22 protein-coding genes and 1 other RNA gene are annotated in these 25,004 nt (G+C 34.9%); 21 read left to right on the top strand and 2 right to left on the bottom strand.

What is annotated here, in order from left to right; translation table 11 throughout:
• The first annotated feature begins 65 nt into the window (after positions 1-65).
• From mgsA to CD30_RS10935, 15 genes are all read left to right on the top strand, one after another.
• Positions 66-470, top strand: coding sequence for a methylglyoxal synthase (gene mgsA / locus CD30_RS11005; protein ID WP_036176733.1), 405 nt, complete (start codon positions 66-68; stop codon positions 468-470).
• A gap of 210 nt (positions 471-680) precedes the next feature.
• Positions 681-1,817, top strand: a complete 1,137-nt coding sequence (gene bshA / locus CD30_RS11000) for an N-acetyl-alpha-D-glucosaminyl L-malate synthase BshA (RefSeq protein ID WP_036176731.1) — start codon at positions 681-683, stop codon at positions 1,815-1,817.
• Positions 1,814-2,998, top strand: a complete 1,185-nt coding sequence (locus tag CD30_RS10995; RefSeq protein WP_036176729.1) for a CCA tRNA nucleotidyltransferase — start codon at positions 1,814-1,816, stop codon at positions 2,996-2,998. The genes bshA and CD30_RS10995 overlap by 4 nt, the downstream gene beginning before the upstream one ends.
• Positions 2,976-3,959, top strand: a complete 984-nt coding sequence (locus tag CD30_RS10990; RefSeq protein WP_036176727.1) for a biotin--[acetyl-CoA-carboxylase] ligase — start codon at positions 2,976-2,978, stop codon at positions 3,957-3,959. The genes CD30_RS10995 and CD30_RS10990 overlap by 23 nt, the downstream gene beginning before the upstream one ends.
• Positions 3,960-4,217: 258 nt before the next feature.
• Positions 4,218-5,054 (top strand): 3-methyl-2-oxobutanoate hydroxymethyltransferase, encoded by an 837-nt coding sequence (gene panB, locus CD30_RS10985; RefSeq protein ID WP_036176725.1) that lies wholly within the window; start codon positions 4,218-4,220, stop codon positions 5,052-5,054.
• Positions 5,054-5,902: a pantoate--beta-alanine ligase gene (gene panC, locus CD30_RS10980; protein ID WP_036176723.1), complete on the top strand. Its 849-nt coding sequence runs from the start codon at positions 5,054-5,056 to the stop codon at positions 5,900-5,902. The genes panB and panC overlap by 1 nt, the downstream gene beginning before the upstream one ends.
• A gap of 7 nt (positions 5,903-5,909) precedes the next feature.
• Positions 5,910-6,293, top strand: coding sequence for an aspartate 1-decarboxylase (panD, locus tag CD30_RS10975; protein ID WP_036176721.1), 384 nt, complete (start codon positions 5,910-5,912; stop codon positions 6,291-6,293).
• A 592-nt stretch (positions 6,294-6,885) separates the two neighbouring features.
• Positions 6,886-7,989: a 5-methyltetrahydropteroyltriglutamate--homocysteine S-methyltransferase gene (locus CD30_RS10970; RefSeq protein WP_036176719.1), complete on the top strand. Its 1,104-nt coding sequence runs from the start codon at positions 6,886-6,888 to the stop codon at positions 7,987-7,989.
• Positions 7,990-8,407: 418 nt separating this feature from the next.
• Complete coding sequence (gene dinG, locus CD30_RS10965; protein WP_036176746.1) at positions 8,408-11,188, top strand: ATP-dependent DNA helicase DinG; 2,781 nt, start codon at positions 8,408-8,410, stop codon at positions 11,186-11,188.
• Positions 11,189-11,240: 52 nt separating this feature from the next.
• A complete protein-coding gene (locus CD30_RS10960) occupies positions 11,241-11,723 on the top strand; it encodes a cell wall elongation regulator TseB-like domain-containing protein (RefSeq protein WP_036176743.1) in 483 nt (160 codons plus the stop codon).
• A gap of 13 nt (positions 11,724-11,736) precedes the next feature.
• Positions 11,737-12,930: a pyridoxal phosphate-dependent aminotransferase gene (locus CD30_RS10955; RefSeq protein ID WP_036176717.1), complete on the top strand. Its 1,194-nt coding sequence runs from the start codon at positions 11,737-11,739 to the stop codon at positions 12,928-12,930.
• Positions 12,931-12,954: 24 nt separating this feature from the next.
• On the top strand, positions 12,955-14,250 hold the full coding sequence (gene asnS, locus CD30_RS10950; protein ID WP_036176714.1) for an asparagine--tRNA ligase: 1,296 nt from the start codon (positions 12,955-12,957) through the stop codon (positions 14,248-14,250).
• An 85-nt stretch (positions 14,251-14,335) separates the two neighbouring features.
• On the top strand, positions 14,336-15,055 hold the full coding sequence (locus tag CD30_RS10945) for a DnaD domain-containing protein (protein ID WP_036176712.1): 720 nt from the start codon (positions 14,336-14,338) through the stop codon (positions 15,053-15,055).
• A 12-nt stretch (positions 15,056-15,067) separates the two neighbouring features.
• On the top strand, positions 15,068-15,727 hold the full coding sequence (gene nth, locus CD30_RS10940) for an endonuclease III (protein WP_036176710.1): 660 nt from the start codon (positions 15,068-15,070) through the stop codon (positions 15,725-15,727).
• Complete coding sequence (locus CD30_RS10935) at positions 15,724-16,077, top strand: YpoC family protein (RefSeq protein ID WP_052126159.1); 354 nt, start codon at positions 15,724-15,726, stop codon at positions 16,075-16,077. Before nth ends, CD30_RS10935 begins: the two co-directional genes overlap by 4 nt.
• A gap of 38 nt (positions 16,078-16,115) precedes the next feature.
• Here the strand turns inward: CD30_RS10935 and CD30_RS10930 are convergent, their stop codons facing one another.
• Together CD30_RS10930 and recU are read right to left on the bottom strand one after the other, a co-directional pair.
• The gene (locus tag CD30_RS10930) at positions 16,116-18,770 is read right to left on the bottom strand and encodes a PBP1A family penicillin-binding protein (RefSeq protein ID WP_036176706.1); all 2,655 of its coding nucleotides are present in this window, start codon (positions 18,768-18,770) and stop codon (positions 16,116-16,118) included.
• 22 nt (positions 18,771-18,792) lie between these two features.
• Positions 18,793-19,419: a Holliday junction resolvase RecU gene (gene recU / locus CD30_RS10925; protein WP_036176704.1), complete on the bottom strand. Its 627-nt coding sequence runs from the start codon at positions 19,417-19,419 to the stop codon at positions 18,793-18,795.
• Positions 19,420-19,729: 310 nt separating this feature from the next.
• Between recU and CD30_RS10920 the strand changes: the two genes are divergently transcribed.
• From CD30_RS10920 to rnpB, 6 genes are all read left to right on the top strand, one after another.
• A complete protein-coding gene (locus CD30_RS10920; RefSeq protein WP_036176702.1) occupies positions 19,730-19,912 on the top strand; it encodes a hypothetical protein in 183 nt (60 codons plus the stop codon).
• A gap of 66 nt (positions 19,913-19,978) precedes the next feature.
• The gene (locus CD30_RS10915) at positions 19,979-20,347 is read left to right on the top strand and encodes a YppE family protein (RefSeq protein ID WP_036176700.1); all 369 of its coding nucleotides are present in this window, start codon (positions 19,979-19,981) and stop codon (positions 20,345-20,347) included.
• Complete coding sequence (locus tag CD30_RS10910) at positions 20,337-22,616, top strand: DEAD/DEAH box helicase (RefSeq protein ID WP_036176697.1); 2,280 nt, start codon at positions 20,337-20,339, stop codon at positions 22,614-22,616. The genes CD30_RS10915 and CD30_RS10910 overlap by 11 nt, the downstream gene beginning before the upstream one ends.
• A gap of 6 nt (positions 22,617-22,622) precedes the next feature.
• Entirely contained in the window at positions 22,623-23,891 is a 1,269-nt protein-coding gene (locus CD30_RS10905) for a ribonuclease H-like domain-containing protein (RefSeq protein ID WP_036176695.1), read from the top strand.
• A gap of 222 nt (positions 23,892-24,113) precedes the next feature.
• A complete protein-coding gene (gene gpsB, locus CD30_RS10900) occupies positions 24,114-24,407 on the top strand; it encodes a cell division regulator GpsB (protein WP_036176693.1) in 294 nt (97 codons plus the stop codon).
• Between the two features lie 57 nt (positions 24,408-24,464).
• Positions 24,465-24,845, top strand: an RNA gene (rnpB, locus tag CD30_RS19810) — RNase P RNA component class B.
• Positions 24,846-25,004: the final 159 nt, after the last annotated feature.

Below are 25,004 nucleotides of genomic sequence, written 5' to 3'. Positions count from 1 at the left end.
AACATTTATTAGCGATTTATATAAATTATTTTTGACAATACGTGAAAAAGAATGGGATGAAGAAAATGAAAATAGCCTTAATTGCACATGATCATAAAAAAGATAGTCTTGTTGAATTTGCAATCGCATATAAAGAAATATTACAACAACATGAGCTTTATGCTACAGGAACAACTGGACAGAGAATTCAGGATGAGGTTGGATTAAAACTTACGAGATTTCGTTCAGGTCCCCTTGGAGGAGATCAACAAATTGGTTCTATGATTGCAAATAACGACATGGATATGGTTGTATTCTTCCGTGATCCATTAACAGCACAGCCTCATGAACCAGATGTAACTGCGCTTGTACGGTTATGTGATGTATACCATATTCCCCTTGCAACGAATATGGGGACTGCTGAAATTTTATTAAAGGGGCTACAAGAAGGTTTTGTAGACTGGCGATTAATTCAAGAAAGAAGAAAGTGAACATTTATGAACAATCATTAGGTACTGAATAGTGTCAAATCTTCTTGCGGATGTTACCGATTTGTATTGGTATTACGTTAGAGTTACTAAACATATCAGTAACAATATTGTACTAAGTGTAATTGATTGACAATGTTGTTTATTTTATATATCTATAAATAACTCAGTCATTTAAATGAAATTAGTAAAAAAGAGAGGATGAAACGTCGGATGAAAAAATTAAAAATTGGTATTACATGTTATCCAACTGTTGGTGGGTCAGGTGTGATTGCAACAGAACTAGGGAAAATGCTTGCAGAGCGCGGACACGAAATACATTTTATAACATCCAGTGTACCTTTTCGATTGAAGAAAATATATCCGAACGTATTTTTCCATGAAGTAGAAGTCAATAATTATTCAGTATTTCAATATCCACCATATGATATTGCTTTAGCAAGTAAAATGGCGGATGTTATAAAAAGTGAAAAATTAGATTGTATACATGTGCACTATGCAATCCCACATGCGGTATGTGCGGTTTTAGCCCGTGAAATTTGTGGTGAAAACATTGGCATAATCACTACTTTACATGGGACTGATATATCTGTATTAGGGCAAGATTCGACTCTTGCGCATGCAATAAAATACGGCATTGAAAAATCAGATATTGTGACAGCAGTTTCAAATTCTTTAAAAGAACAAACTTACGAGCTAATTGATACGACAAAAGAAATTGAGACGATTTACAATTTTGTAGATGATTCGGTGTTTAGACCGATCGATGCAGGAAATTTAAAAGAGCAATTTGGTATAAAAGAAAATGAACGTGTGATCATTCATGTATCAAACTTCAGAAAAATTAAAAACCTACCTGATATTATTCAAACATTCCTGAAAATCAGGGAGCAAATGCCTTCTAAATTACTACTCGTTGGTGATGGTCCTGAAAAGCACCGTGTAATGGATTTAGTAAAAAACTCTCCTTATAAACAGGACATTCTATTTTTAGGAAAACAAGAAAATGTAGAAGAGCTTTTTTCGATTAGTGACTTAATGTTATTACTATCAGAAAAAGAATCCTTTGGTTTAGTTTTATTAGAGGGAATGGCATGTGGAGTACCTGGTATAGGAACTGCTGTAGGAGGTATACCTGAAGTGATTGAACATGGAGTAAATGGTTATATAGTTCCTTTAGGTGGCGTTGAGCAAGCAGCAGATTATGCGCTAGAACTTTTATCAGACGAAGAAAAATTAAATGATTTCAGAAGAGCTGCAATTTCTGCCTCTCAAACAAAATTTAATTCAAAGCTTATTATTGATCATTATGAACAGTTATATGAACGTTTGGCGGTACTAAGAGTATGATTGAAAACAAAGACTGGCAAGCTGCAATTCGCGTAATTGAAAAAATTGAAAAAGCGGGTTTTGAAGCAGTAGTAGTTGGTGGCGCGGTTCGTGATTTTTTACTAAAGCAACAGGTACATGATGTTGACGTAGCGACCAGTGCTATGCCGAATGAAATTAAAAAAATATTTTCATCCACTGTAGATATAGGGATTGCTCACGGTACAGTACTAGTGCTGGATGAAGGGCAACCTATTGAAGTAACAACTTATCGTACAGAGGGGATTTATATTGATTTTCGTAGACCTGAAGAAGTTACATTTGTAAAGAGTTTAGAAAAAGATTTACAACGTCGTGATTTTACGATTAATGCAATGGCTATGACCAAAAATGGTGAACTAATTGATATATATGGTGGAAAAGACGACATCGAACATCAAATTATTCGTGCAGTTGGGGACCCGAATTCAAGATTTAGAGAAGATGCCCTCCGAATGTTGAGAGCTGTACGCTTTAGTGCACAACTTGGTTTTTCATTAGAGAAAAATACATTAAAAGCCATTCAACAGGACAGTGAATTAATTGAGTTTATTGCAAAAGAGCGAATCCATATGGAGCTATCAAAAATGTGGATGACCCAGAATGTTTATGCTGGTGTGAACGCATTGGTTGATAGTAATTTAGCCAAATATCTTAAAGGGAATTTTCGAAAAAACTTAGAAGATTGGAAGTATTTCAATTCCAATCGTTCTGAAGTAGGTTGGGCATATCTTTGTTTACTTAATAGAACAAATTTAAATGAAATCATTGATTTTTATAAGCTTTCCAACAGAGAGAAGAACTTTATTCGTACTGTTCTAAATTGCTATCAAGCATTACTTAACCATTGGAATGAGCTAGATTATTTCCAATATGATTTATCTACATTAGAGGTAGCCTACGATTTTGCAATATGGCAACAAAAGAAAGTACCTTTCAGAAAAGAGCATATTGCACTCGTGAAATCAAGTTTACCAATTCAATCATTAAACCAATTAGCTGTGAATGGGACTCATTTTAAAGAGTGGGCGTCAAAAAAAGGCGGTCCATGGATGAAAGTTGCATTAGATGCTGCACTAGTTGCTGTACTAAAAGGTCATGTAAAAAACGACGAACAACATTTGAAGGAATGGTTTTTAAATGAATTTAACATTGAAGGATGAAATACTGAAACGATTTCTTTCAGCAAATGGCGAACCATTATCTGGTCAACAACTCGGAGAAGAATTTGGTATATCACGAACTGCCATTTGGAAGCATATGCAAACACTTCAAGATGAGGGATATACCTTCGACACAATAAAGAAAAAGGGGTATGTACTCGTAGCAACACCAGATCGGGTGGATCCTGCGCGTATTTCAAATTATCTAGCTACGAATCGCTTAGGCCAGTCAATCCACTACTTTGAAGACTGTACTTCAACTCAAACAATCGGCCACGAATTGGCTCGTAATGAAGCGGTTGATGGTACTGTTATTATTGCAGAAAGCCAGTCTAAAGGAAAAGGCCGAATGGCACGACATTGGGAGTCCACAAAAGGAAAAGGAATTTGGATGACGGTCATTATTCGGCCGAATGTTTTACCGCATCAAGCACCACAATTTACACTTGTAGTTGCTGTTGCTGTCGTAAATGCTATTAAATCTTTATACAAACATATTCATCCGGAAATTAAATGGCCGAATGACATTTTAATTAACGGTAAAAAATGTACTGGGATTTTAACGGAAATGATTGCTGAAATCGATCAAGTGCAAGCATTACTTATCGGTATAGGCATAAATGTAAATCAACAGTCTTCTGATTTCCCTGAGGAACTTCAAAACACTGCCACATCTCTTTCGATAGAAGAAAATGAATCACTAGATAGAGCGATATTAATAGCAACTATATTAAACTATTTAGAGAAATATACAGATTTATACGTACAGCATGGTTTTAGCCCAATTAAAATTTTATGGGAAGAAGCATCTGGAACAATTGGTAAGAGAATTAGAGCAACGACATTGCGAGAAGTCATTGAAGGTTTAGCCATCGGGATTACAGAAGATGGTATTTTAGAAATTCAGTTAGACAATGGTGAGATAAAAAGAGTTTATTCTGCAGATATTGAGTTAAGCTAATACATGACAATATGAATCAATTTCATGACTGTACGTTTTCTTAAAAAGCTGTTATAGTAGCCGTATGGACAGTATCTTTTTGAACTGTACCTATAATTTGTTTACTACTAAAAAACAGTCTGCCTTGATCTTTTAAGACAAGGACGGAAGAAAACGTTCGCGTTAATGAATCATTTTTAAATGACGCTACCCTTCTGTCCAAATTTATGACAGAAGGGTATTTTTTGTTTTCTTCTTAAATTGAAAAGGAGAGGAAAAATGAAAACGACGAGTGATTTTTTAAAAATGAAAGCAAATGGTGAGAAAATTGTCATGATTACGGCTTATGATTTTCCAGCTGCAAAATTTGCAGAAGAAGCAAAGGTCGATATGATTTTAGTTGGGGATTCATTAGGTATGGTTGTCCTTGGCTATGATTCAACAGTACCAGTGACGGTAGAAGATATGATTCACCATGCAAAAGCTGTTCGTCGAGGTGCGAAGGATACTTTTGTCGTTGTGGATATGCCATTTGGCTCCTATCATGGAGACCTTAATGACACATTGAAAACAGCAGTACGAATGATGCAAGAAACGGGAGCAGATGCATTAAAGCTTGAAGGTGCTGGTGAAGTCCTTGAGGTTATTAAAAAATTAACGAATGCAGGAATCCCAGTCGTTTCGCATTTAGGTTTAACACCACAGTCAGTTGGCGTATTTGGTGGTTATAAAGTTCAAGGGAAAACGGCTGAACAAGCTAGAAAATTAATTGAGGATGCAAAGCGTTGTGAAGAAGCAGGAGCTTGCGGGATTGTTTTAGAATGTATCCCTCATCAATTAACTAAAGCTGTTACAGAAGAATGTATCATTCCAACAATCGGTATTGGTGCAGGTCCAGAGGCGGATGGTCAGGTGCTCGTTTTCCATGATTTATTGAAGTATGGAAGTCACCATATACCGAAGTTCGCACAAAGCTTTGCATTTGTTGGTGAAGAGATTTTGCGCGGTGTTAAAGGATACACTGATGCTGTTCGCGATGGTTCGTTTCCAACAATAGCTCATAGCTTTACGATGAAGGATGAAGAGTTATCGCAAATTTATGGAGGCGTAAAATAATGAACGTAGTCAAAACGATTGCAGAGTTAAAAGCATTCGTTAACGAAGTAAAAGCACAAGGGAAAACAATAGGTTTAGTACCTACAATGGGCTTTTTACATGACGGGCATTTAACATTAGCAAATACAGCACGACAAGAAAATGATTTTGTTATTATGAGTATATTCGTCAATCCAACGCAATTTGGTCCAAATGAGGACTTTGAGTCATATCCAAGGGATTTAGAACGTGATGTGAAACTTGCTGAAACAGTAAGTGTAGATGTCATTTTTGCACCAACTGTTGAAGAAATGTATCCAACAGACGGTGGTATAAGAATTTGTGCTGGAAGACAATCAGAAATCTTATGTGGTGCATCAAGACCTGGACATTTTGATGGCGTTTTGCAGGTTGTTTCGAAATTATTCCATCTTGCTGAACCGACTCGCGCTTATTTTGGTCAAAAGGATGCGCAACAAGTAGCAATCATTCAAACGATGGTACGGGATTATAATTTTCCACTTGAAATATGTACAGTTCCAATCGTTCGTGAAGTAGATGGTCTAGCAAAGTCTTCTCGTAATGTTTATTTAACAGAAGAAGAACGTATAGAAGCACCTGCAATATACGAAGCACTTCAAATAGCAAAAGAAGAATTTTTAGCTAGTCAAGATGTTGAGAGAGCGGTTCGTTTAGCGATAAAACATATTGAAAATAAAACATCAGGTAAAATTGATTATTTACAATTGCTGTCCTACCCTGATTTGAAAGTGGTTACAGAGGAGACGACGCAATTCTTATTAGCGACAGCCGTTTATATTGGAAAAACTAGACTAATTGATAACTTAATTTTTAATATAAAGGGGTAACGAAAGTATGTTTAGAATGATGATGAATAGTAAAATACATCGTGCACAAGTAACTCAAGCGGATTTAAATTATGTTGGTTCGATCACAATCGATCAAGATATTTTAGATGCTGTAGGAATGCTACCTAACGAAAAAGTTCATATTGTAAACAACAATAACGGTGCTCGCTTTGAAACATATATTATCGCAGGTGAACGTGGAAGTGGCGTAATTTGTGTAAACGGAGCTGCTGCTCGTTTAGTACAAAAAGGGGATATTGTCATTATCATTTCCTACGTATATGTAGAAGCACTCGAGGCTGCAAATCATAAACCAACAGTTGCAATTATGGGAGAAAACAATTCCATTAAAGAAATGATTAGCTACGAACCAGAAGCAACGATTTTATAATATTTCCATTAAAAATCTATTGCATCAATGAAGATTTAGTAATAAAATAGAATTTAGGTGCCAAACCTAGTAAAGATTATACTTTACAACATTGCATTCATAAACGACTCGGATTGTCGGAATGCAGTTAGTGAGCAGGGATTGATGAGCCCCTGCTCTTTTTATTTGCATAAAATGATGTTAATGCATGAGGAAGAGGCATACATTTTCATTGAAAGAATGTCCAACTACATTAAAGTTGGTAACTAATGATGTATTACATATTTTTATATAAAAAGAATATTTTAAATCACCTCAAGTTTTTATGAGGTGATTTTTTTTATGTGTTGGGGCTATGAAATAATGAAATTATTTTAGTGGATTCTAAGGTTACTAAAATATTACATAAGTTCTTCGTGTAGATTATAACAATTCTATTTTCAACACCTCGCTCTTTCAAATTAATGGGCAATCATTAAAGAATTCACTATAGTTATAGTTAAAAGCTATAGCGAGGAATAGTTTTTATGTGTTACGTTATAATGATTTTCCTATGATACACTAACCTTACATTAAAGAAGAAGGTTCTAAAAAGGAAAGAGGGAAATAATTGATGACAAAAACACTTATAAAAGCTCCATTTAGAGCGGATCACGTAGGAAGTTTATTACGACCAGAGAGAATTCATAAGGCAAGAAAGGATTTTCAAGAAGGCAATATAACTAAACAAGAATTACATGCAATTGAAACAGAAGAGATTAAAAAAATTGTTAATAAACAAATTGAAGTTGGGCTTCAAGCTGTTACAGATGGAGAATTTCGTAGAAGATTTTGGCATACAGATTTTCTCGAGCATTTAAATGGAGTAGAAGGATACGTTCCAAATCATGGTTTCGCGTTTAAAGGGGAAGAAACAGAAAGATACGATGTGCGTGTTGTGGGGAAAATCTCATTCAACCCAGATCACCCGCATATTAAAGATTTTCTCGAATTTAAAGAAATTGTCGGGGACCGTGCTGTTGCAAAACAAACAATCCCAAGTCCTAACCAATTATTTAACGCGGGTATTCGTAATCTAGAAATTTACCCAGATATTGAAGAATATACAAAAGATATTATCCAAACATATCGCGATGCTATCAAGGCCTTTTATGATGCAGGTTGCCGCTACTTACAATTAGACGATGTATATATTGCGGGTCTGAATGCTCCGGATATTCCATTTAATGATAGTGGCTATTCTCGTGAAGAGTTGATAGACTTAGCACTGCGTGTAGTAAATGGAGTACTAGAAGAAAAACCGGAAGATCTAATTGTAACCACTCACCTTTGCCGCGGAAATTACCGTTCAAAATGGGCCTTTGAAGGAAGTTATGCGAAAATTGCGCCAACATTGTTTGCTAAAGAAAAAGTAAACGGATTTTTCTTGGAATATGATGATGATCGTTCTGGAGATTTCGGACCATTGGAATATATACCAAATGGTGGACCACAAGTGGTGCTAGGGGTATTCACTTCAAAACATGGGGAGCTAGAAGATAAAGAAAATATTAAAGCACGTATAGAAGAGGCAACTAAATATGTGCCCTTAGAGCAATTATGTATCAGTCCGCAATGTGGATTTGCTTCTACTCATCACGGAAATATTTTAACGGAGGATGAGCAATGGGCGAAACTGAAGTATATTGTAGATATTTCGAAAGAGATATGGGGATAACTTCATAAGCGAACACCATTAAGTGGTAGTAACATTAAAGTTTAGATGATAATAATAAATTAGTGCTTAGCTGAAGTTAAAACATAATGAAAGTGTTGTATAAATAAAGTCGAAATTCAATAAGAAGTTTAACAAAAAGAGTGTGTTGATATCCAAAGCATACTCTTTTTCTGTTTTATGGATTAATGTGAGAAATTTTTCGCTCATTTAATATTCCATTCAATCGAACAATCCAATACTTTTCTTACAAATTTAAACAACATAATATTGAATACGCTCATGTTCCTATTTGAAAAACATGACCAAAGCAAGTGTATATGTTAAAATTCCTTTATCTACAAATTAATGGACTCCTATGACTTGAATACAAGTGTTCATTGATTTATTTATTTTTAGGGAAATGAGAGTTGAAGTTGAAATGGAAAGTCAAAAGTATGTCATTGCAGATTTGGAAACGACTGGACATTCACCTGCAAGTGGAGATCGGATGATTCAAATCGCACTTGTCATTATGAAAGATTGGGTGATTGAAAAGACTTTTACAACCTTCATACATCCAGGTAAATCCATTCCGCTTCATATACAAGATTTAACAAATATTACTGATGCTGATGTGCAAGATGCATTGCCTTTTGAAGCCCATGCAGATACTATATATGAACTAATGAACGATGCAATTTTTGTAGCCCATAATGTAGATTTCGATTTATCATTTTTACAGGCTGAATTTGTACGTGCAGGTCTTCCTCAATGGAGAGGGAAAAAAATCGATACTGTGGAACTCGTAAAAATTTTATACCCAATGTCCTTTAGCTATAAGTTAGGGGATTTAGCACTTGATTTAAATATTCCTTTAAATCAAGCGCATAGAGCAGATGATGATGCTTTGGCATGTGCATTACTGCTGAAAAAGTGTTGGGAGGAGTTGTTAGCGTTACCTCTTACAACATTAGAACAGCTTCATAAATTTTCATTTCGACTTAGATCGAATATTTCCCAGCTCTTTTTTGATGCGTTACAGCTAAAACGAAATAAGATCCAGGATCATTCAAATATTTTCTTTTATAATCAACTAGCCCTTAAAAAAAGAAAAGAGAAGCATGCAATAAGTATAGAAAATGTTCAAGAGTATCCTGTATTAAAAGATGAAAAATCAAACTTCTTAAAAAAAGCGACGAAAAATTTTGAAGAACGACCGCAGCAATATGAAATGATGGACATTATATGGAATAGCTTCAACGAGAAAACCGAAGTAGTCATTGAGGCATCTACGGGAATAGGTAAGACATTAGGTTATTTATTGCCATCTATACTATTTGCAAAAAAAAGCAATAGCAAAGTTTGTATTAGTACCTATACATCCCATTTACTAGAACAGCTTTTATATAGTGAAATTCCAAAATTAGAGAACATGCTTGGAAATCCAATCAATGTAGTACTTTTAAAAGGGATGCAAAACTATATTGACCTTGAACGTTTTGAGCAAATGATGCGACTAAAAGATTTATCCTATGATGAAGTATTAACATTCTTACAAGTACTAGTTTGGCTTACGAAAACAGAGACAGGTGATATGGGTGAGTTGAATGTTTCGGGAGGAGGTCAGTTATTTTTAGAGAAAATAAGAAAAATCCCAAATGAAACGAACAAAAAGAAATCACACTTTGATTTTTATGAACAGGCAATAAAAGATAGTGAAAAATCAGATTTAATCATCACAAATCACACCATGTTAATTGCAGATTTAAATCGTAGGGAGCCAATATTCCATAATATCGGCGGTTTTATTATTGATGAGGCTCATCAATTCGTGCAAGCTGCAAGTGTCAGAGAAGAATCCATTTTAACTTATACAAATTGGAAATATGCCTTTGGTCAGGTAGGTACATCTACAGATGAACAACTGTTATTTTCTATAAAAAAGCTTGCTCAAAAATACAAAATCATTCCGATGCAATTCTTTTATCAACTCGATAAAAAGTTTGAGCAAATTACCAGATTATTTGATGAAAAGATGAATTATATTGCTAAAAAAATGAAGAGTACATTTGCTCCTAATAAGTATGAAACAAAGCTTGTTCATTTTTTAAATGAGTTAGAACTGGATGCGGTTGATTGGAAAGAGGTATCAAATGCCATTCAAGCTTGGATTGATCATGCAGAGCAAATAACGAAGAAATTTGAAAAACAAGTGGAACAAATAACAAAAGATCACGTTTCTATTTTAGAGCAATGGAAGTATTGGATTCGTGAATTCAAAATTAAAGTGTCGGAATGGGATGACATATTTTTATTAGAAAGTAATCGTTGTTCAACATGGGTAGAAATGGATATAAGGAATATCCCAGGGAGTATTCGAATTATGAAGAAACCAATTGACGTACAAGAAACGGTATATCGGTTGTTTGAATCGATTCGTAAAACTAGTTCGGTCATTTGGACGTCTGGAACGATGACTGTACCAAATAATAAACGATTTATTGCTGAACAATTAGGGATCAATTCACAAGTGCCTATTTATTCTTTGCATGCAAATAGTGAATATTACAGCGGTGCAAAGGCATTTATCGTGAATGATATTCCAGAAATACAGGCAGTCTCGCAAAATGAATATATTGAATCGGTTGCTCAAGCAATTACTCGAATTGTAAGAACGACACAAGGACGTTGCTTTGTACTTTTCACATCACAGGATATGCTAAGAAAAACCGTCGATCTTATTCAGGAAAGCGAGCTACTTCAGGACTATATGTTATTTGCTCAAGGTGTAACACCTGGTAGTAGGATGAGGCTGCTAAAATCCTTCCAAAAGTTTAATCATTCTGTGTTATTTGGAACAAACAGCTTTTGGGAAGGGGTAGATGTACCAGGTGAAGGATTGTCGGCAGTAATTGTTGTACGTTTGCCTTTTACTGCCCCAGAAGAACCTACTTTTAAAGCAAAATCCTTAACTTTGCAAAAGCAAGGTCGAAATCCTTTTAAAGAATTATCATTACCAGAAGCGATCATTCGTTTTAAACAAGGGTTTGGAAGACTTATTCGAACATCTTCAGATAAAGGTGTATTTATAGTTTTAGATAGACGTATTGATACGAAATCTTATGGAAAAGAATTTATTGAAGCATTACCGCCAATTTCAGTACAAAAACTACCATTACAAGATATGGTTTTAGAGCTTGAACATTGGTATAATAGCTAAGATGAGGAAAGAAAGCAGGATGACATAGATGGAAAAAAAAGAAAAAAATAAAATAAAGAATTGGATAATATTTATTGCCATCTTTATTTTATCAATGTCGCTTGTTATTTCAATTCTAGTTATTTCACAAGCCATGGCGCCAGTAAATGATATAGAAAAACAAGCAGAAGAATTAGCATTATCCACTAATTCGATTGCAGAAATTACTGATTCCTATGTTTATAATGGCAATAAACCGTATGTTACTGTCTTTGGGGAGGATGAAGAGGGTAATAAAAAAGCAATATTTGTTCCAATCAATTTAGAAGAAAATTCGATTCAGGAAGTATTTTTGCAAAACGGTATTACGGAGGAGCAGGCTTTGTCGTTTGTTAATAACGAAACAAATGTCAAAAAAGTACTCCATGCTAAATTAGGGTATGAGGAAGTTGGAGCTGTTTGGGAAATTGCGTTTACAAATAACTCAGATAAATTAAATTACGTTTATGTTTTATTTGAAGACGGTCAATGGTGGAAAAGAATTTTGAACTTGTAGAGGGGTAATTTTGATGAAAGAAATACTAGCAAACCGTGTTAAAACATTAACACCATCTTCAACTCTTGCGATTACAGCAAAAGCAAATGAACTAAAAGCGCAAGGAATCAATGTAATAGGATTAGGAGCGGGCGAACCAGATTTTAATACACCGCAAAATATCATTGATGCAGCAGCAGATTCGATGAACAAAGGATTTACAAAATATACGCCATCTGGTGGTCTTCCAGCATTAAAGGATGCAATTATTAATAAATTAGAACGTGATAATCATTTATCCTATAAACGAAATGAAGTAATCGTAGGAATTGGTGCAAAACATATTCTCTACACGTTGTTCCAAGTCATTTTAAATGAAGGTGATGAAGTCATCATCCCAATCCCTTATTGGGTATCTTATCCAGAACAGGTGAAGCTTGCTGGAGGAGTTCCTGTATACGTTGAAAGTTCGAGTGAACAAAACTATAAAATTAGCGCAGATCAATTAAGAAATGCTGTAACAGATAAAACAAAAGCGGTAATACTTAACTCTCCAAGTAATCCTTCTGGTATGGTTTATTCGAAAGAAGAATTACAAGCATTGGCAGCAGTTGCTGAAGAAAAAGATATCTTAATCGTTTCCGATGAAATTTATGAAAAATTGCTATATAATGGTTTAACTCATTATTCAATTGCCGAAACTTCAGAAGACATAAAAGCTCGAACAATTGTTGTAAATGGGGTTGCAAAATCACATTCAATGACAGGTTGGCGTATTGGATATGCAGCAGGTAATGTAGACATTATTAAATCAATGACTGATTTAGCGTCTCATTCAACTTCTAATCCAACAACTACTTCTCAATATGCGACAATTGAAGCATATAATGGTCCTCAAGATTCTGTAGAAGAAATGAGAAAAGCATTTGAAGAACGTCTAGAAATTATTTATCCGAAGTTAAATGCGATTCCTGGCTTTAGACTTGTTAAGCCACAAGGTGCATTTTATTTCCTACCTGATGTTGGTGAAGCAGCTGAAAGAACAGGTTATTCTTCAGTGGATGAATTTGCGACAGCATTATTAACAGAAGCAAATGTAGCAGTAATTCCTGGATCAGGGTTCGGAGTTCCAAATGCGATTCGTTTAAGCTATGCAACATCATTAGAATTATTAGAAGAAGCTGTTAGTCGAATGGAAGACTTTGTTAAGTCAAAATGGCAAGACTAAATTAACGAGTTTCTTGGAGGTCATATGAAGAAAATTACGATTCATGAGATGCCAAAGCATATTGGCGAAACTGTTAAATTAGGCGTTTGGCTTTCAAACAAACGTTCAAGTGGGAAAATCGCCTTTTTACAACTTCGTGATGGTTCAGGTTTTGTGCAAGGTGTACTAGTGAAAGAAGAAGTTGGGGAAGAGATATTTTCACTTGCAAAAAGCTTAACGCAAGAAACGTCAATGTATGTGACGGGTATTGTTAAAGAAGATCAGCGCAGTAGTTTTGGCTGCGAGTTAGTTGTGTCATCCATTGAAGTTATTCAAATGGCGCAGGATTATCCAATCACACCAAAAGAACATGGTGTTGAATTTTTGATGGACAACCGTCATTTATGGTTACGATCAAGAAAGCAACATGCAATTATGAAGGTTCGAAACGAAGTAATTCGAGCTACCTACGAATTTTTCAACGAAAATGGATTTGTTAAGGTAGATCCACCAATATTAACAGGCTCTGCACCTGAAGGAACATCTGAACTTTTCCATACGAAATATTTTGATGAGGATGCTTATTTATCTCAATCAGGACAGCTATATATGGAAGCGGCGGCAATGGCTTTAGGTAAAGTGTTTTCATTTGGTCCAACATTCCGTGCAGAAAAATCGAAAACTCGTCGTCATTTAATCGAGTTTTGGATGATTGAGCCGGAAATGGCTTTTGTGGAGTTTGAGGAAAATCTTGAAATACAGGAGCAATATGTTTCATATATCGTCCAATCAGTTTTGAAAAATTGTAAAATTGAGTTAGAACGATTAGGAAGAGATATTTCAAAATTAGAAAATATTCAAGCTCCGTTCCCACGCATTTCTTATGATGATGCTATCAAATTCCTTCAAGAAGAAGGTTTTACAGATATCGAGTGGGGAGATGATTTCGGTGCACCTCATGAAACAGCTATTGCACAAAAATATGATAAACCAGTATTTATCACTTGTTACCCTGTCGGAATAAAGCCGTTCTACATGCAACCACATCCAGATCGAGATGATGTTGTACTCTGCGCGGATTTAATAGCACCTGAAGGTTATGGTGAAATTATCGGCGGATCAGAGCGTATTCATGATTTCGATTTATTAAAACAGAGATTAGCTGAACATAACTTAGATGAGGAAGCCTATGCGTGGTATTTAGATTTACGTAAGCAAGGCTCAGTTCCTCACTCAGGTTTCGGTTTAGGATTAGAACGTACTGTTGCGTGGATAAGTGGAGCAGAACATGTTCGTGAATGTATTCCATTCCCTCGCTTATTAAATAGACTATATCCATAGCGTGATAGCGACATTATGTTGCTATATAATAAAGCGTCCGTAATTTTGCGGACGCTTTCCTTTACATGAAAAGGAGTGAATCATTATGCATAAAAAAAATACTCGACTCCGCATGTGGACTGAAAATGAATTTGTTTCGATGCCCATTCTATTTTTTAAATACTATAAGCAACTAAATATTACGGATGAAGAGGCAATGATATTAATACATTTACAAGCTTTTCATGCGGAGAATAATGACTTTCCAACTCCAACTGACTTAGAAGCTAGAGTGCACAAAAAATCAAATGAAATTACGATACTATTACAAAAACTATTACAAAAAGGATTTCTTGAAATTACACAAGGAATCGATCCAAACGGAAAGCTTTTTGAAAAATACTCACTATTTCCATTATGGGATAGAATCCTAGATTTAATGGAATCTCACCAACAGAAAACTGAGCAGTCCGTTAAGAAAAATGAAGAAGGTGAGCTTTTTTCGATTTTCGAGCAAGAATTTGGAAGACTTCTTTCACCTATGGAAATTGAAACCATTTCCATGTGGCTTGATGTGGATCAACATAGCCCAGCATTAATAAAAGCTGCACTGAAAGAAGCAGTTTTAGCGGGGAAAATTAGTTTAAGATATATTGATCGTATTTTATTTGAGTGGAAAAAGAAAAACATCTCCTCTTTAAAACAAGTGGAGCAACATACACAGCAATTCCATCAAAAAACTACAAAAACCATTCCAACAAATAAGGAAGACCAAAAAGAAATTCCTAAGGTGTCATTTTATAATTGGTTGGATGAAAGAGAATAGGGGGAGTAAGTGGTGCTTACGAAAAAACAATGGGAACATTGCTTAGATGAAATGGATAAAATGTTTCCAGATGCACATTGTGAGCTCGTACACGATAACCCGTTTGAGTTAACGATTGCAACATTATTGTCCGCACAATGTACAGATGTACTGGTAAATAAAGTGACAAAAGATTTGTTTAAAAAATATAAGACTCCTGAAGATTATTTAGCAGTATCTCTAGAAGAACTTCAACAAGATATTCGTTCCATCGGTTTATATCGAAATAAAGCAAAAAACATTCAATTACTTTGTGAAAAATTAATTAATGAATTTGATGGTCAAATTCCACAAACGCGTGAGGAGTTAGTGACATTGCCGGGTGTTGGTAGAAAAACAGCCAACGTTGTATTGTCCGTTGCCTTCAATATACCTGCTTTAGCTGTAGATACCCATGTGGAACGTGTATCAAAACGTCTAGGATTATGTCGTTTAAAGGATACCGTATTAGAAGTCGAAGAAACAATTATGAAGAAAACACCAAAGGAAAAGTGGTCAAAAACCCACCATCAGTTAATCTTCTTTGGTCGTTATCATTGCAAAGCACAAAATCCTCAATGTAGTACATGTCCACTTTTAGATGATTGTCGAGAGGGGCAAAAGCGTCTTAAAAAAGGCTTGGTGAAATCATGATTTCTTACAACCCTAATATGATACAAAAGGAAGTTGTTGATCCTTTTTTTATAAAATGGGATTTGTTAAGTAAACAAATTTACGAAGCTCATGATGCTAGAAATGGACAAGCTCGTGAGTTAATGGAAATAGGGATCAAGCTCTATGAGGAATTAATCTACACAACATCCAATGTCGAATCTACTTCTGTTCCTATAAATGAAGATTTTGAAGTGTTACCGATTAATGGAGCAGAGCGATTATTATTTATAAAAGCAAGACCAGCTCAGTATGCTTGTTATAGACAATTAGAAGAATTATTTAAAGAAACAAAAAAACGACTTGCTCGTTTTCGAGTCAAAGTAAAATAAAACAAGGTAGTTCGCTATGAACTACCTTGTTTTTTTATTTATTCACCATTCCGATTTCCCCGGCCAGGTGAATTCGGATTTGTTGGAAACACAGGTGATATTACATCATCTATTAATGAATCATCGTCTCCTGCTGGTTCTCCATTGTTATCATTTTGATTATCTTGGTTACCATTATTTCCGTTATTATTTTCATTATCTTGGTTACCATTATTTCCGTTATTATTTTCATTATCTTGATCTCCATCACCATTGTTTTGATCATCATCGAAATCAACATTAGGATCATCGATAATTGGAACATCAATTGGATTTTCAATGGTAATTGAAACGGAAGCTGGCTCACTTCGAACGTCATCCGAAACAGCAACAACTGTGAATGTATAGTTTCGATCGACCTCAATATTTGGTATTGTTATTTTCTTATCTTCAGTTGTATCAACAACTACTGGTTCTTCACCATCTTGAGCCATGGAAATTTCAAAGGAAATTGGTATATCTCCTTCATCCTCATCGGTCTCTGGTGGAGTAAACTCCCATGTTAAATCGACAACACCCCATAAATTATTGTAGTTTGCTTTAAGATTGGTTGGAGCATTCAATTCGATTTGTTCATATTCCTCAGAAACTTCTGTTGGTTCTGTCCCTTTTACAAATAGCTCTGTCGCACGTAACTCGTTAGGTGTAAATTCACTTGCGAGTTTAAGTGGGTTAGAACCAATTTCAATCGTTGCTTCAACGACAGAACTTGGTTTTGTAAAGCTTGGTGTATCAACATTCTGCGAAATTTGAGACATGATCGATTTAAATAATGTCTGTGGCAATCTACGCTCATCCCATGTGGTAATTGGATCTTTACGCTCTGGATAACCACTCCATATGGCAATCGAGTAGTTTGTCGTATATCCAGCAAACCATGAATCAGGTACTGCCGTATTTGGTAAATTAAAGTTTGCAAAGTCATCAGCAGAATAGTTTGTAGTCCCTGTTTTACCAGCTAGATCTAAGCCAGGAACATTTGCTGCTGTCCCAGATGCATTTGGTTTATTTCCAACAACATCACGTAATATGTCAGTAATCATGTATGCAGTATAGTCATTCATCGCTACCACAGATTCATGGTCGTAGGATTTCTTTGAACCATCGCGATACTCGATTTCAATAATAGCGTGTGGATCATTATATATCCCATTATTTCCAAATGCAGCATAGGATGCAGCCATTTGGATAGGGGAAATATTAATGTTACCGCCACCTATAGCATCTGATTCAAATACATCTTCTGTTTCGATTCCTAATTTTGAAATGAATTGTTTTGCTTGATCATGACCTACTTCATTTAAAGTTTTTACTGCAGGTATGTTACGTGAAGTATAAAGTGCTTCACGAATTGTCATTGTTCCTAAATATTTTCCATCCCAGTTTCCAATTTGTTGATTTGAGTTTTGGTATGTCATCGGTTCATCAACTGTTGTATGACCTGTTGACCATTTTAAATACTCAATAGCTGGACCATAATCAAGTAAAGGCTTCATCGTAGATCCTGGTGCTCGTTTTGTTAAATCTTCAGCATAGTTAAATCCGCGGTCAGCACCAAAATTACGTCCGCCACCTATTGCTCGTATAGCCCCAGTTTTTGTATCTACAACTGCTACCCCTGATTGTATTGTTTCGGTAGGGAAGTTAGCTGGATTATTCATCACGCTTTCTACAACTGATTGAGCATTTGGATCAAGGGTTGTATACACTTTAATACCTTCAGATAGTAAGTCTCCATCACCATTTGCTTCAAGTTCATTTAAAACAACATCAAGGAAAGCATCATACTGCGAACCAGCAACTGTTTGGCGTTCTTCTTCAGGTAATAATCGAGTCGTAACGTCTATTTCTTTTGCAGCAGCAGCTTGTTCTTCAGTAATTTTCTCATGCTGTACCATTAAATCAAGAACTAAATCACGGCGTTGCTGCGCTCGTTCTGGATTTTTAAATGGATTATAAGCATTAGGACTTTGAGGCATACCTGCAAGGAGCGCCATTTCATCCAATTCTAATTCATTTAACTCTTTTCCGAAGAAATAGTTGGCAGCTGTACCAAATCCATATATTCTACCGGACATTAAAATTTTGTTGAAGTACATTTCGAAAATTTCTTTTTTTGAATATCGCTGCTCTAATTGAATAGCAAGCCATGCTTCCTGAGCTTTACGTTCTAAATTTTTCTCATTTGTAAAGAATGAGTTCTTTACTACTTGTTGTGTAATCGTACTACCACCCTGAGAACCAAATCCACCTCGAACATTGGCAACAACGGCACCCATAGTACGCCAGATATCTACACCAAAATGGCTAAAGAAACGCACATCCTCAGTTGCAAGTATTGCGTCAATCATTGGTTGCGGAATATCGTCATATGCAACATATTTTCTTTCTACAGCACCTGTTGTAGCAAATAATTCGCGATTTATATCGTAAAACTCAGCTGAAATTGGATCCTTCAATAGCTCTTCATCCAGTGGCGGTGCAGAAGCTACATAATAAATGAATAAACCGACACCGAATAAAAATCCTGCTAAACCAATAGCAAGAATTGAAAGTAAAATTCGTTTAATCCATATTTTTGCTGGGGATTTTTGTGATTTACGTGCTTTTGCTCGTTCACGTTTTAAATCCTCACGTGTTCTTTTTTCTGTCAAAATAATCTCCTCACTTTACAAACTAGCATTCTTTGTTTGTAATCATCTTTTCAATAATAGATAAATAATCGATACGTGGGTTATAACCTGGAGATATTTCATAAGTACTTGATTCAAAGACCTTTAATGGAATGGATTTAGCTCCACCACGTTCCATATTATTCCACGCTTCTAATAATACCGTAAAAGGTAAAACGAAATATCTTTCTAGCTTTGAGAATCTTACAATTGTAAAAGAAATACCTTTTTGATTTGATACATCCTCCATGTGTTTAATTTGATGTGCATGTACATTTTTTAGCGGAAAAGAGGTTTTACTCTCAGTTTCCTTTGCTTCAAAATCTATATAGTAGCCATTCCATACGCCATTATAATCCGTGGTCGAAGGTGTTCGAAAATAGGCTTCTCGAATAACAGCTGCACTTCTCTTCGGATACTCTACATTGACGATTTGAACAGGAACAGGTTTCTTATGAATAACAGCTATTTGCCTATTTAGATAGAAGTTATTTGTTTCATTAAGTTCATCTTCTAGAGTTTTTCCACGATTGCTAAAAGAAATGTCATTCTTTTTTTGTCCTGTATCCTTTTTCGCAATACTTTCTACTTGTGGCTTATATATTTTGCCATTTGGATAACGGATTGTCATGAAATCACCCTTCTTTAAAATGATAACCAATAAATATATTAATTTTAACATAAAGATAAAAAATTCAGTCAGTGAGGTTGATTTGATATTAGATGTATATTAGATCTGTTGGGTTCTACGGATGGATAGTTGAAACTCACCGCTCATATTCCTTGCTAAGAAATTTTTAAAGTGGGGGGTATTTCAAAGTTAACGATATAAAATATTAGCGAATTTTTTATACTTTTATCGTCCCTTGTCTAGTTTTGACATACAGAAAGGGATTTCCCTCTTTGTACGGAATAGTTAATGGACAAAGGAGGCGGTTAATTTGAATAGAATTCAAATGCTACTATCGCAAATTGATTGTATTGATCAAATGATTACTGTCAAAATAGAAAATGAACGAAATGCGATGAATGATGAATTTTTTACCAAACTAGTTAATACTCATCAAAAAGTAAGCTTAGCAGAAAAGCATTTTCATGTAAAGAATACTTGTTCTCCTTCTTAGTAGTGATTCCCGACCGTTTTTGGTAAACTAAAAACAAAGAATGCTAAAAGTTTGAGGTAAACCAAAATGGAATTAGTTAAATTAACAAAACAATTAATATTAGAGTGTGAAGCATCTATAAATCGTTTTTACAAAATGCGAGAGATGGATGCAACACCTCTATTTTTTGATGAAGTAAAACCTTATGCAGATAAAATTCAAGCACTTTTAATAGAATTTCAACAACTAGCTAATCAATGGATTAAAGAAAACAACCCTAAATATATGCACGAAATTCAAATTTCAAACGCAGCTGATGCTATGAATCAATTTATAGTGCAATCCTTTTATAAACAAACAAGTAAAAAAAGATTTATTCAATCTGTTCAATCAGTGCAGTATACATTGACAACATTTTTGCGTTACTTAGAGGTAGGTGACAAAGATGGAATTTAGCAAAAAGAAGTCGATTGATGAAATTGTTCAATTATGGAAAAGGGATGAAGAATTAAAAAACAATATCCTTTATTGGGATACAATTGAAGCAAAGCCAGCAAGCTATGCACCATTTCCAGATACACTACATCCTTCTATAAAGAAAGCTTTAGAAGACAGAGGTATATCACAGTTGTATACTCATCAGCGACAAGCTTTTGATTATGCAACGAAGGGAGAATCTTTTACCGCAGTTACACCCACTGCATCGGGTAAATCCCTTTGCTACCATCTTCCTGTTTTGCAAAAGATTCTCGAAGATTCTTCTAGTCGTGCAATCTACTTATTTCCAACGAAGGCTCTAGCACAAGATCAAAAAACAGATTTAAATAATTTAATAGAAAGTATGGGAGAAGAAATCCTAAGTTATACATATGATGGTGATACAGCACCAGCAATTCGGCAAAAAATCCGAAAAGCAGGACATATCGTTATGACCAATCCCGACATGCTACACTCAGGTATTTTACCTCACCATACAAAATGGGTATCTCTTTTTGAGAATTTGAAGTATATTGTCATTGATGAATTGCATACATATAAAGGTGTTTTCGGAAGTCATGTTGCCCATGTGATCAGAAGGCTAAAAAGAATTTGCGAATTTTATGGCAGTAATCCAATTTTTATTTGTACATCTGCAACGATTAAAAATCCTAAAGAACTAGCAGAAAAATTAACAAATACAAATCACCAACTAATAGCTGAATCAGGAGCTCCAGTAGGCAAGAAAACCTTTCTATTCTATAACCCTCCAATCGTTCATCCGACATTTGGAGTTCGTAGGAGCAGTGTTTTAGAGGTAAGAGATTTAGCAACAAGGCTTTATCAAGCTGGTATTCAAACGATTGTTTTTGCAAAATCGAGAGTAAGAGTTGAAATGCTTGTTACTTATTTAAAAGAACTAACTAAAAAGAAAATTAATAATGAATCAATTAGAGGCTATCGTGGCGGTTATTTACCGAATGAACGACGCGCAATTGAAAAAGGATTAAGAGATGGTTCTATTCAAATTGTAGTCAGTACGAACGCTCTAGAATTAGGTGTAGATATTGGGCAATTACAGGCATGTATTATGACTGGTTATCCTGGTAATATAGCGAGTGCTTGGCAACAGGCGGGACGAGCAGGAAGAAGACAAGACTCTGCGCTTATCATTTATGTTGCAGGTGCAACAGCTCTTGATCAATATGTTGTCAATAACCCTATGTATTTGTTAGGTAGTTCACCAGAAGAGGCTTTAATTAATCCAGAAAATATTCTAATATTAATGGAGCATTTAAAATGTGCTGCTTTTGAATTGCCATTTACAATGACAGATAGCTATGGGGAGTTTGAAGTACAAGAGCTACTGGCTTTCTTAGAAGAAGAAGGTGTACTCATTAAAACAAGCTCGAGCTGGTATTGGATGAGTGATCGATTCCCAGCTCATGAAATTAGCTTACGATCTGCGGCGCAGGAAAATGTTGTCATTATCGATTGGTCAATCCAAGGATCAACAAAAGTAATTGGTGAAATGGATACTTATAGTGCGATGACTTTACTTCATGAAGAAGCTATTTATTTACATCAAGGGATTCAATATCAGGTTGAGAAGTTGGATTGGGAAGAGAAAAAAGCGTTCGTTCGGGAAGTGGATGTTGATTATTATACCGATGCAAACCTAGCTGTTGAATTGAAAGTTTTAAGCGAAGATAAAAGTAAGACATATAAAAATGCAACGATAAGCTTTGGTGATGTTAGTTTACTAGCAATCCCAACAATCTTTAAGAAAATTCGCTTTAACACGCATGAAAATATTGGTTCTGGGAAAATTCATATTCCGCCATTAGAAATGCATACAAATTCAACGTGGCTTTCTTTTGATATGCCGGAAAACTGGTCAGAGGAAATGCTAACGGATGCATTAACAGGAGCTGCATATGCAATCGGTTCATTTGTGCCATTATTTATACAATGCGATCGCAATGATTTATCCGTTGTCCCTCAAGTAAAATCCATTCATAATGAAAAGCCAACACTTTTTATTTATGATAGTTATCCTGGAGGAATTGGTTTAAGTGAAAAGGTTTATGATATTTTAGATGCCATTTTTGAAGAATCTATCTCCCATGTGGAAGGATGTCCTTGTGAAAATGGATGTCCATCTTGTATCGGTGCACAAGATAGTTTACAGAACGGTAAAGAAAAAGTATTAAAAATATTATCCTTATTGTTAAATGAGATGAAGTGATTTTTTATGTCATATGAAAATAAAATAATGCAGCTGAAAAAAATGCTAGGTGACAAAAAAGAAAAACAAGAACTAAAACCACAATTTCAAAAGCCTGTTAAGCCTACATACATTCTGGAGTGGGAAAAGAGTGGTTTAACGACGATTGAAAATGACTTTGGTGTTGTTTTAAAAAGGCAGGTGGAATATCCACTAAATTTTAAACATGGTCATTATGAATTAGGTGGATTTTTTGATGCAATTGAAAAGTGGGAAAGTTCTAACGTTAATCATCCATTTTCATTATCCTATGATGAAGATATCCTCTTTTTTGACACAGAAACAACTGGTTTAAAGGGAGTCGGCACACATATCTTTTTGATTGGTTCAATTGAAATTTCGAACGATAAATTTATTCTAAATCAATTTGTTTTAGCAGATCCGGAAAATGAGGCCGCCTTTTTATTTGAATCTAAATTTTGGCAAAGAGCTCAAACAATTGTAACATACAATGGGAAAAGCTTTGATTGGCCACAACTTGAAACAAGATGGACATTACATCAACGACACCTCCCAAAGTTAAAAGAGCATCGACAAATAGATTTGCTTCATAGTTCTAAGCGAATATGGAAAAATAATTTAGAAAAAATGAAGCTATCTTCAGTAGAGGAAGAAAAATTAGGCTTTAAACGTATTGGAGATATTCCGGGGTTTTTAGCTCCAATAATATATGCCGATGCGATTAAAAGTGGAAATGCCGAGACGCTAATGAAAGTGCTCGTGCATAATGAGTGGGATTTACTATCTTTAATAACACTATATATTCACTCTACAAATATTCTGCTAGAGAACAAGATTGAAGAGGCAGCAACGACAATCACAAATGTAGGGAAATGGTATAAGGATTTAAAACAAAAAGATGAAAGTGAATTGTTTTTAAGAAGTGTGACGAACAATTTTAATGAAGAAGATTCAGGCCTTGCTAATTATTATTTAGGATTTGAACTAAAGAAAAATGCACAATATAAAGATGCTGTCATTTCATTTGAAAAATCTATCCCTTATATTGATATAAAAAAGAAAATTAAAGCCTATGAACAGCTTTCTATGATTTGCGAGCATCAATTCAAGTCCTTTAATAAAGCTTTGGATTATACAATTCAGGGAATACATTTAATTGAGAAAACAAATGCTTATAGTAATGAACAGAAAATAAAGTTATTGCAAAGCTGGGAAAAGAGATACCAACGTATCGAGAATAAGGGAAATATCATTATAAGTAGCAATGGAAAATAAAATATTTCCTGTAAATAAAATTATCATTTCCCGGGGAAGCGCATAATATGACATATTTAAATGAAAAAACTATTATATGTTGACATATTTCCCGAAATTCAAACTTTTACTATTTCGATTAATATGTTAGAAATTTAGTATAAATAGTCTTTTCGTTCACTTTTCATTAAGTGCATATGATATAATGTAATTACGTATGTTTCATATGGAAGGGCGATGTGAATGGAAATTAAGTTGAATTCAAAAATAATCTTAGAAAAAGAATTTAAAAAAAAGATGAATGGATATAGCGTTGACCAAGTTGATCAATTTTTAGATCAAATTATGGAAGATTATGACGCTTTTGATAAAATAGTGGCAGAGCTTCAGGCTGAAAATAAACGTTTAAAAGAAGAGTTACAAAACGCTCCTAGAAAACCTGTAACAAGTCAATCATTGGGTAATACTAATTTTGATATATTAAAAAGACTTTCTAATTTAGAAAAGCATGTTTTTGGTAGCAAATTATCCGAATAATAATTTCTTCGCATTTATTGTAATTTCATTTTATTTTTAGTATAATAGTTACATGTGAAATTCGAGTAATCGCTGCAACGTATATCGTTGTAGAGGAAAGTCCATGCTCACACGGCTCTGAGATGACCGTAGTGTTCGTGCTTACTGAAAAAATAAGGTAAGGCAAGGCTAGCCTTGACGGCGGAAGGAAAACCTAAGTCTTTTGATATGGTTGACACTTCCTGAAAGTGCCACAGTGACGGAGCTTCATCGGAAACGGTGAAGGTGGAACGAGGTAAACCCCACGAGTGAGAAACCCAAATTATGGTAGGGGCACTCTCCTGAAGGAAATGAACGGATGGAGGGACGCGGAAATTCCGCGTAGATAGATGATTACTACCCGATAAGTACGAGGCTTATGCTGTTTGAGTACACGGGAACAAAACATGGCTTATTGAATTTCCATGATTAAATAAAATAATTATTAAATTAATGAAAATTTTCATTTACTAAATACACCATTTGAAGGGTAATATTCATTTTAATATTATCAATGGTTAAGTGAAGAAAGAGCTCGATGCTCATTAAAGAAGGCTCTCCATTTTTTTGGAGAGCCTT

The organism is Ureibacillus massiliensis 4400831 = CIP 108448 = CCUG 49529, assembly GCF_000772965.1.
Taxonomy (GTDB): Bacteria; Bacillota; Bacilli; order Bacillales_A; family Planococcaceae; genus Ureibacillus; species Ureibacillus massiliensis.
This window is presented reverse-complemented; position numbering and strand designations above follow the sequence as displayed.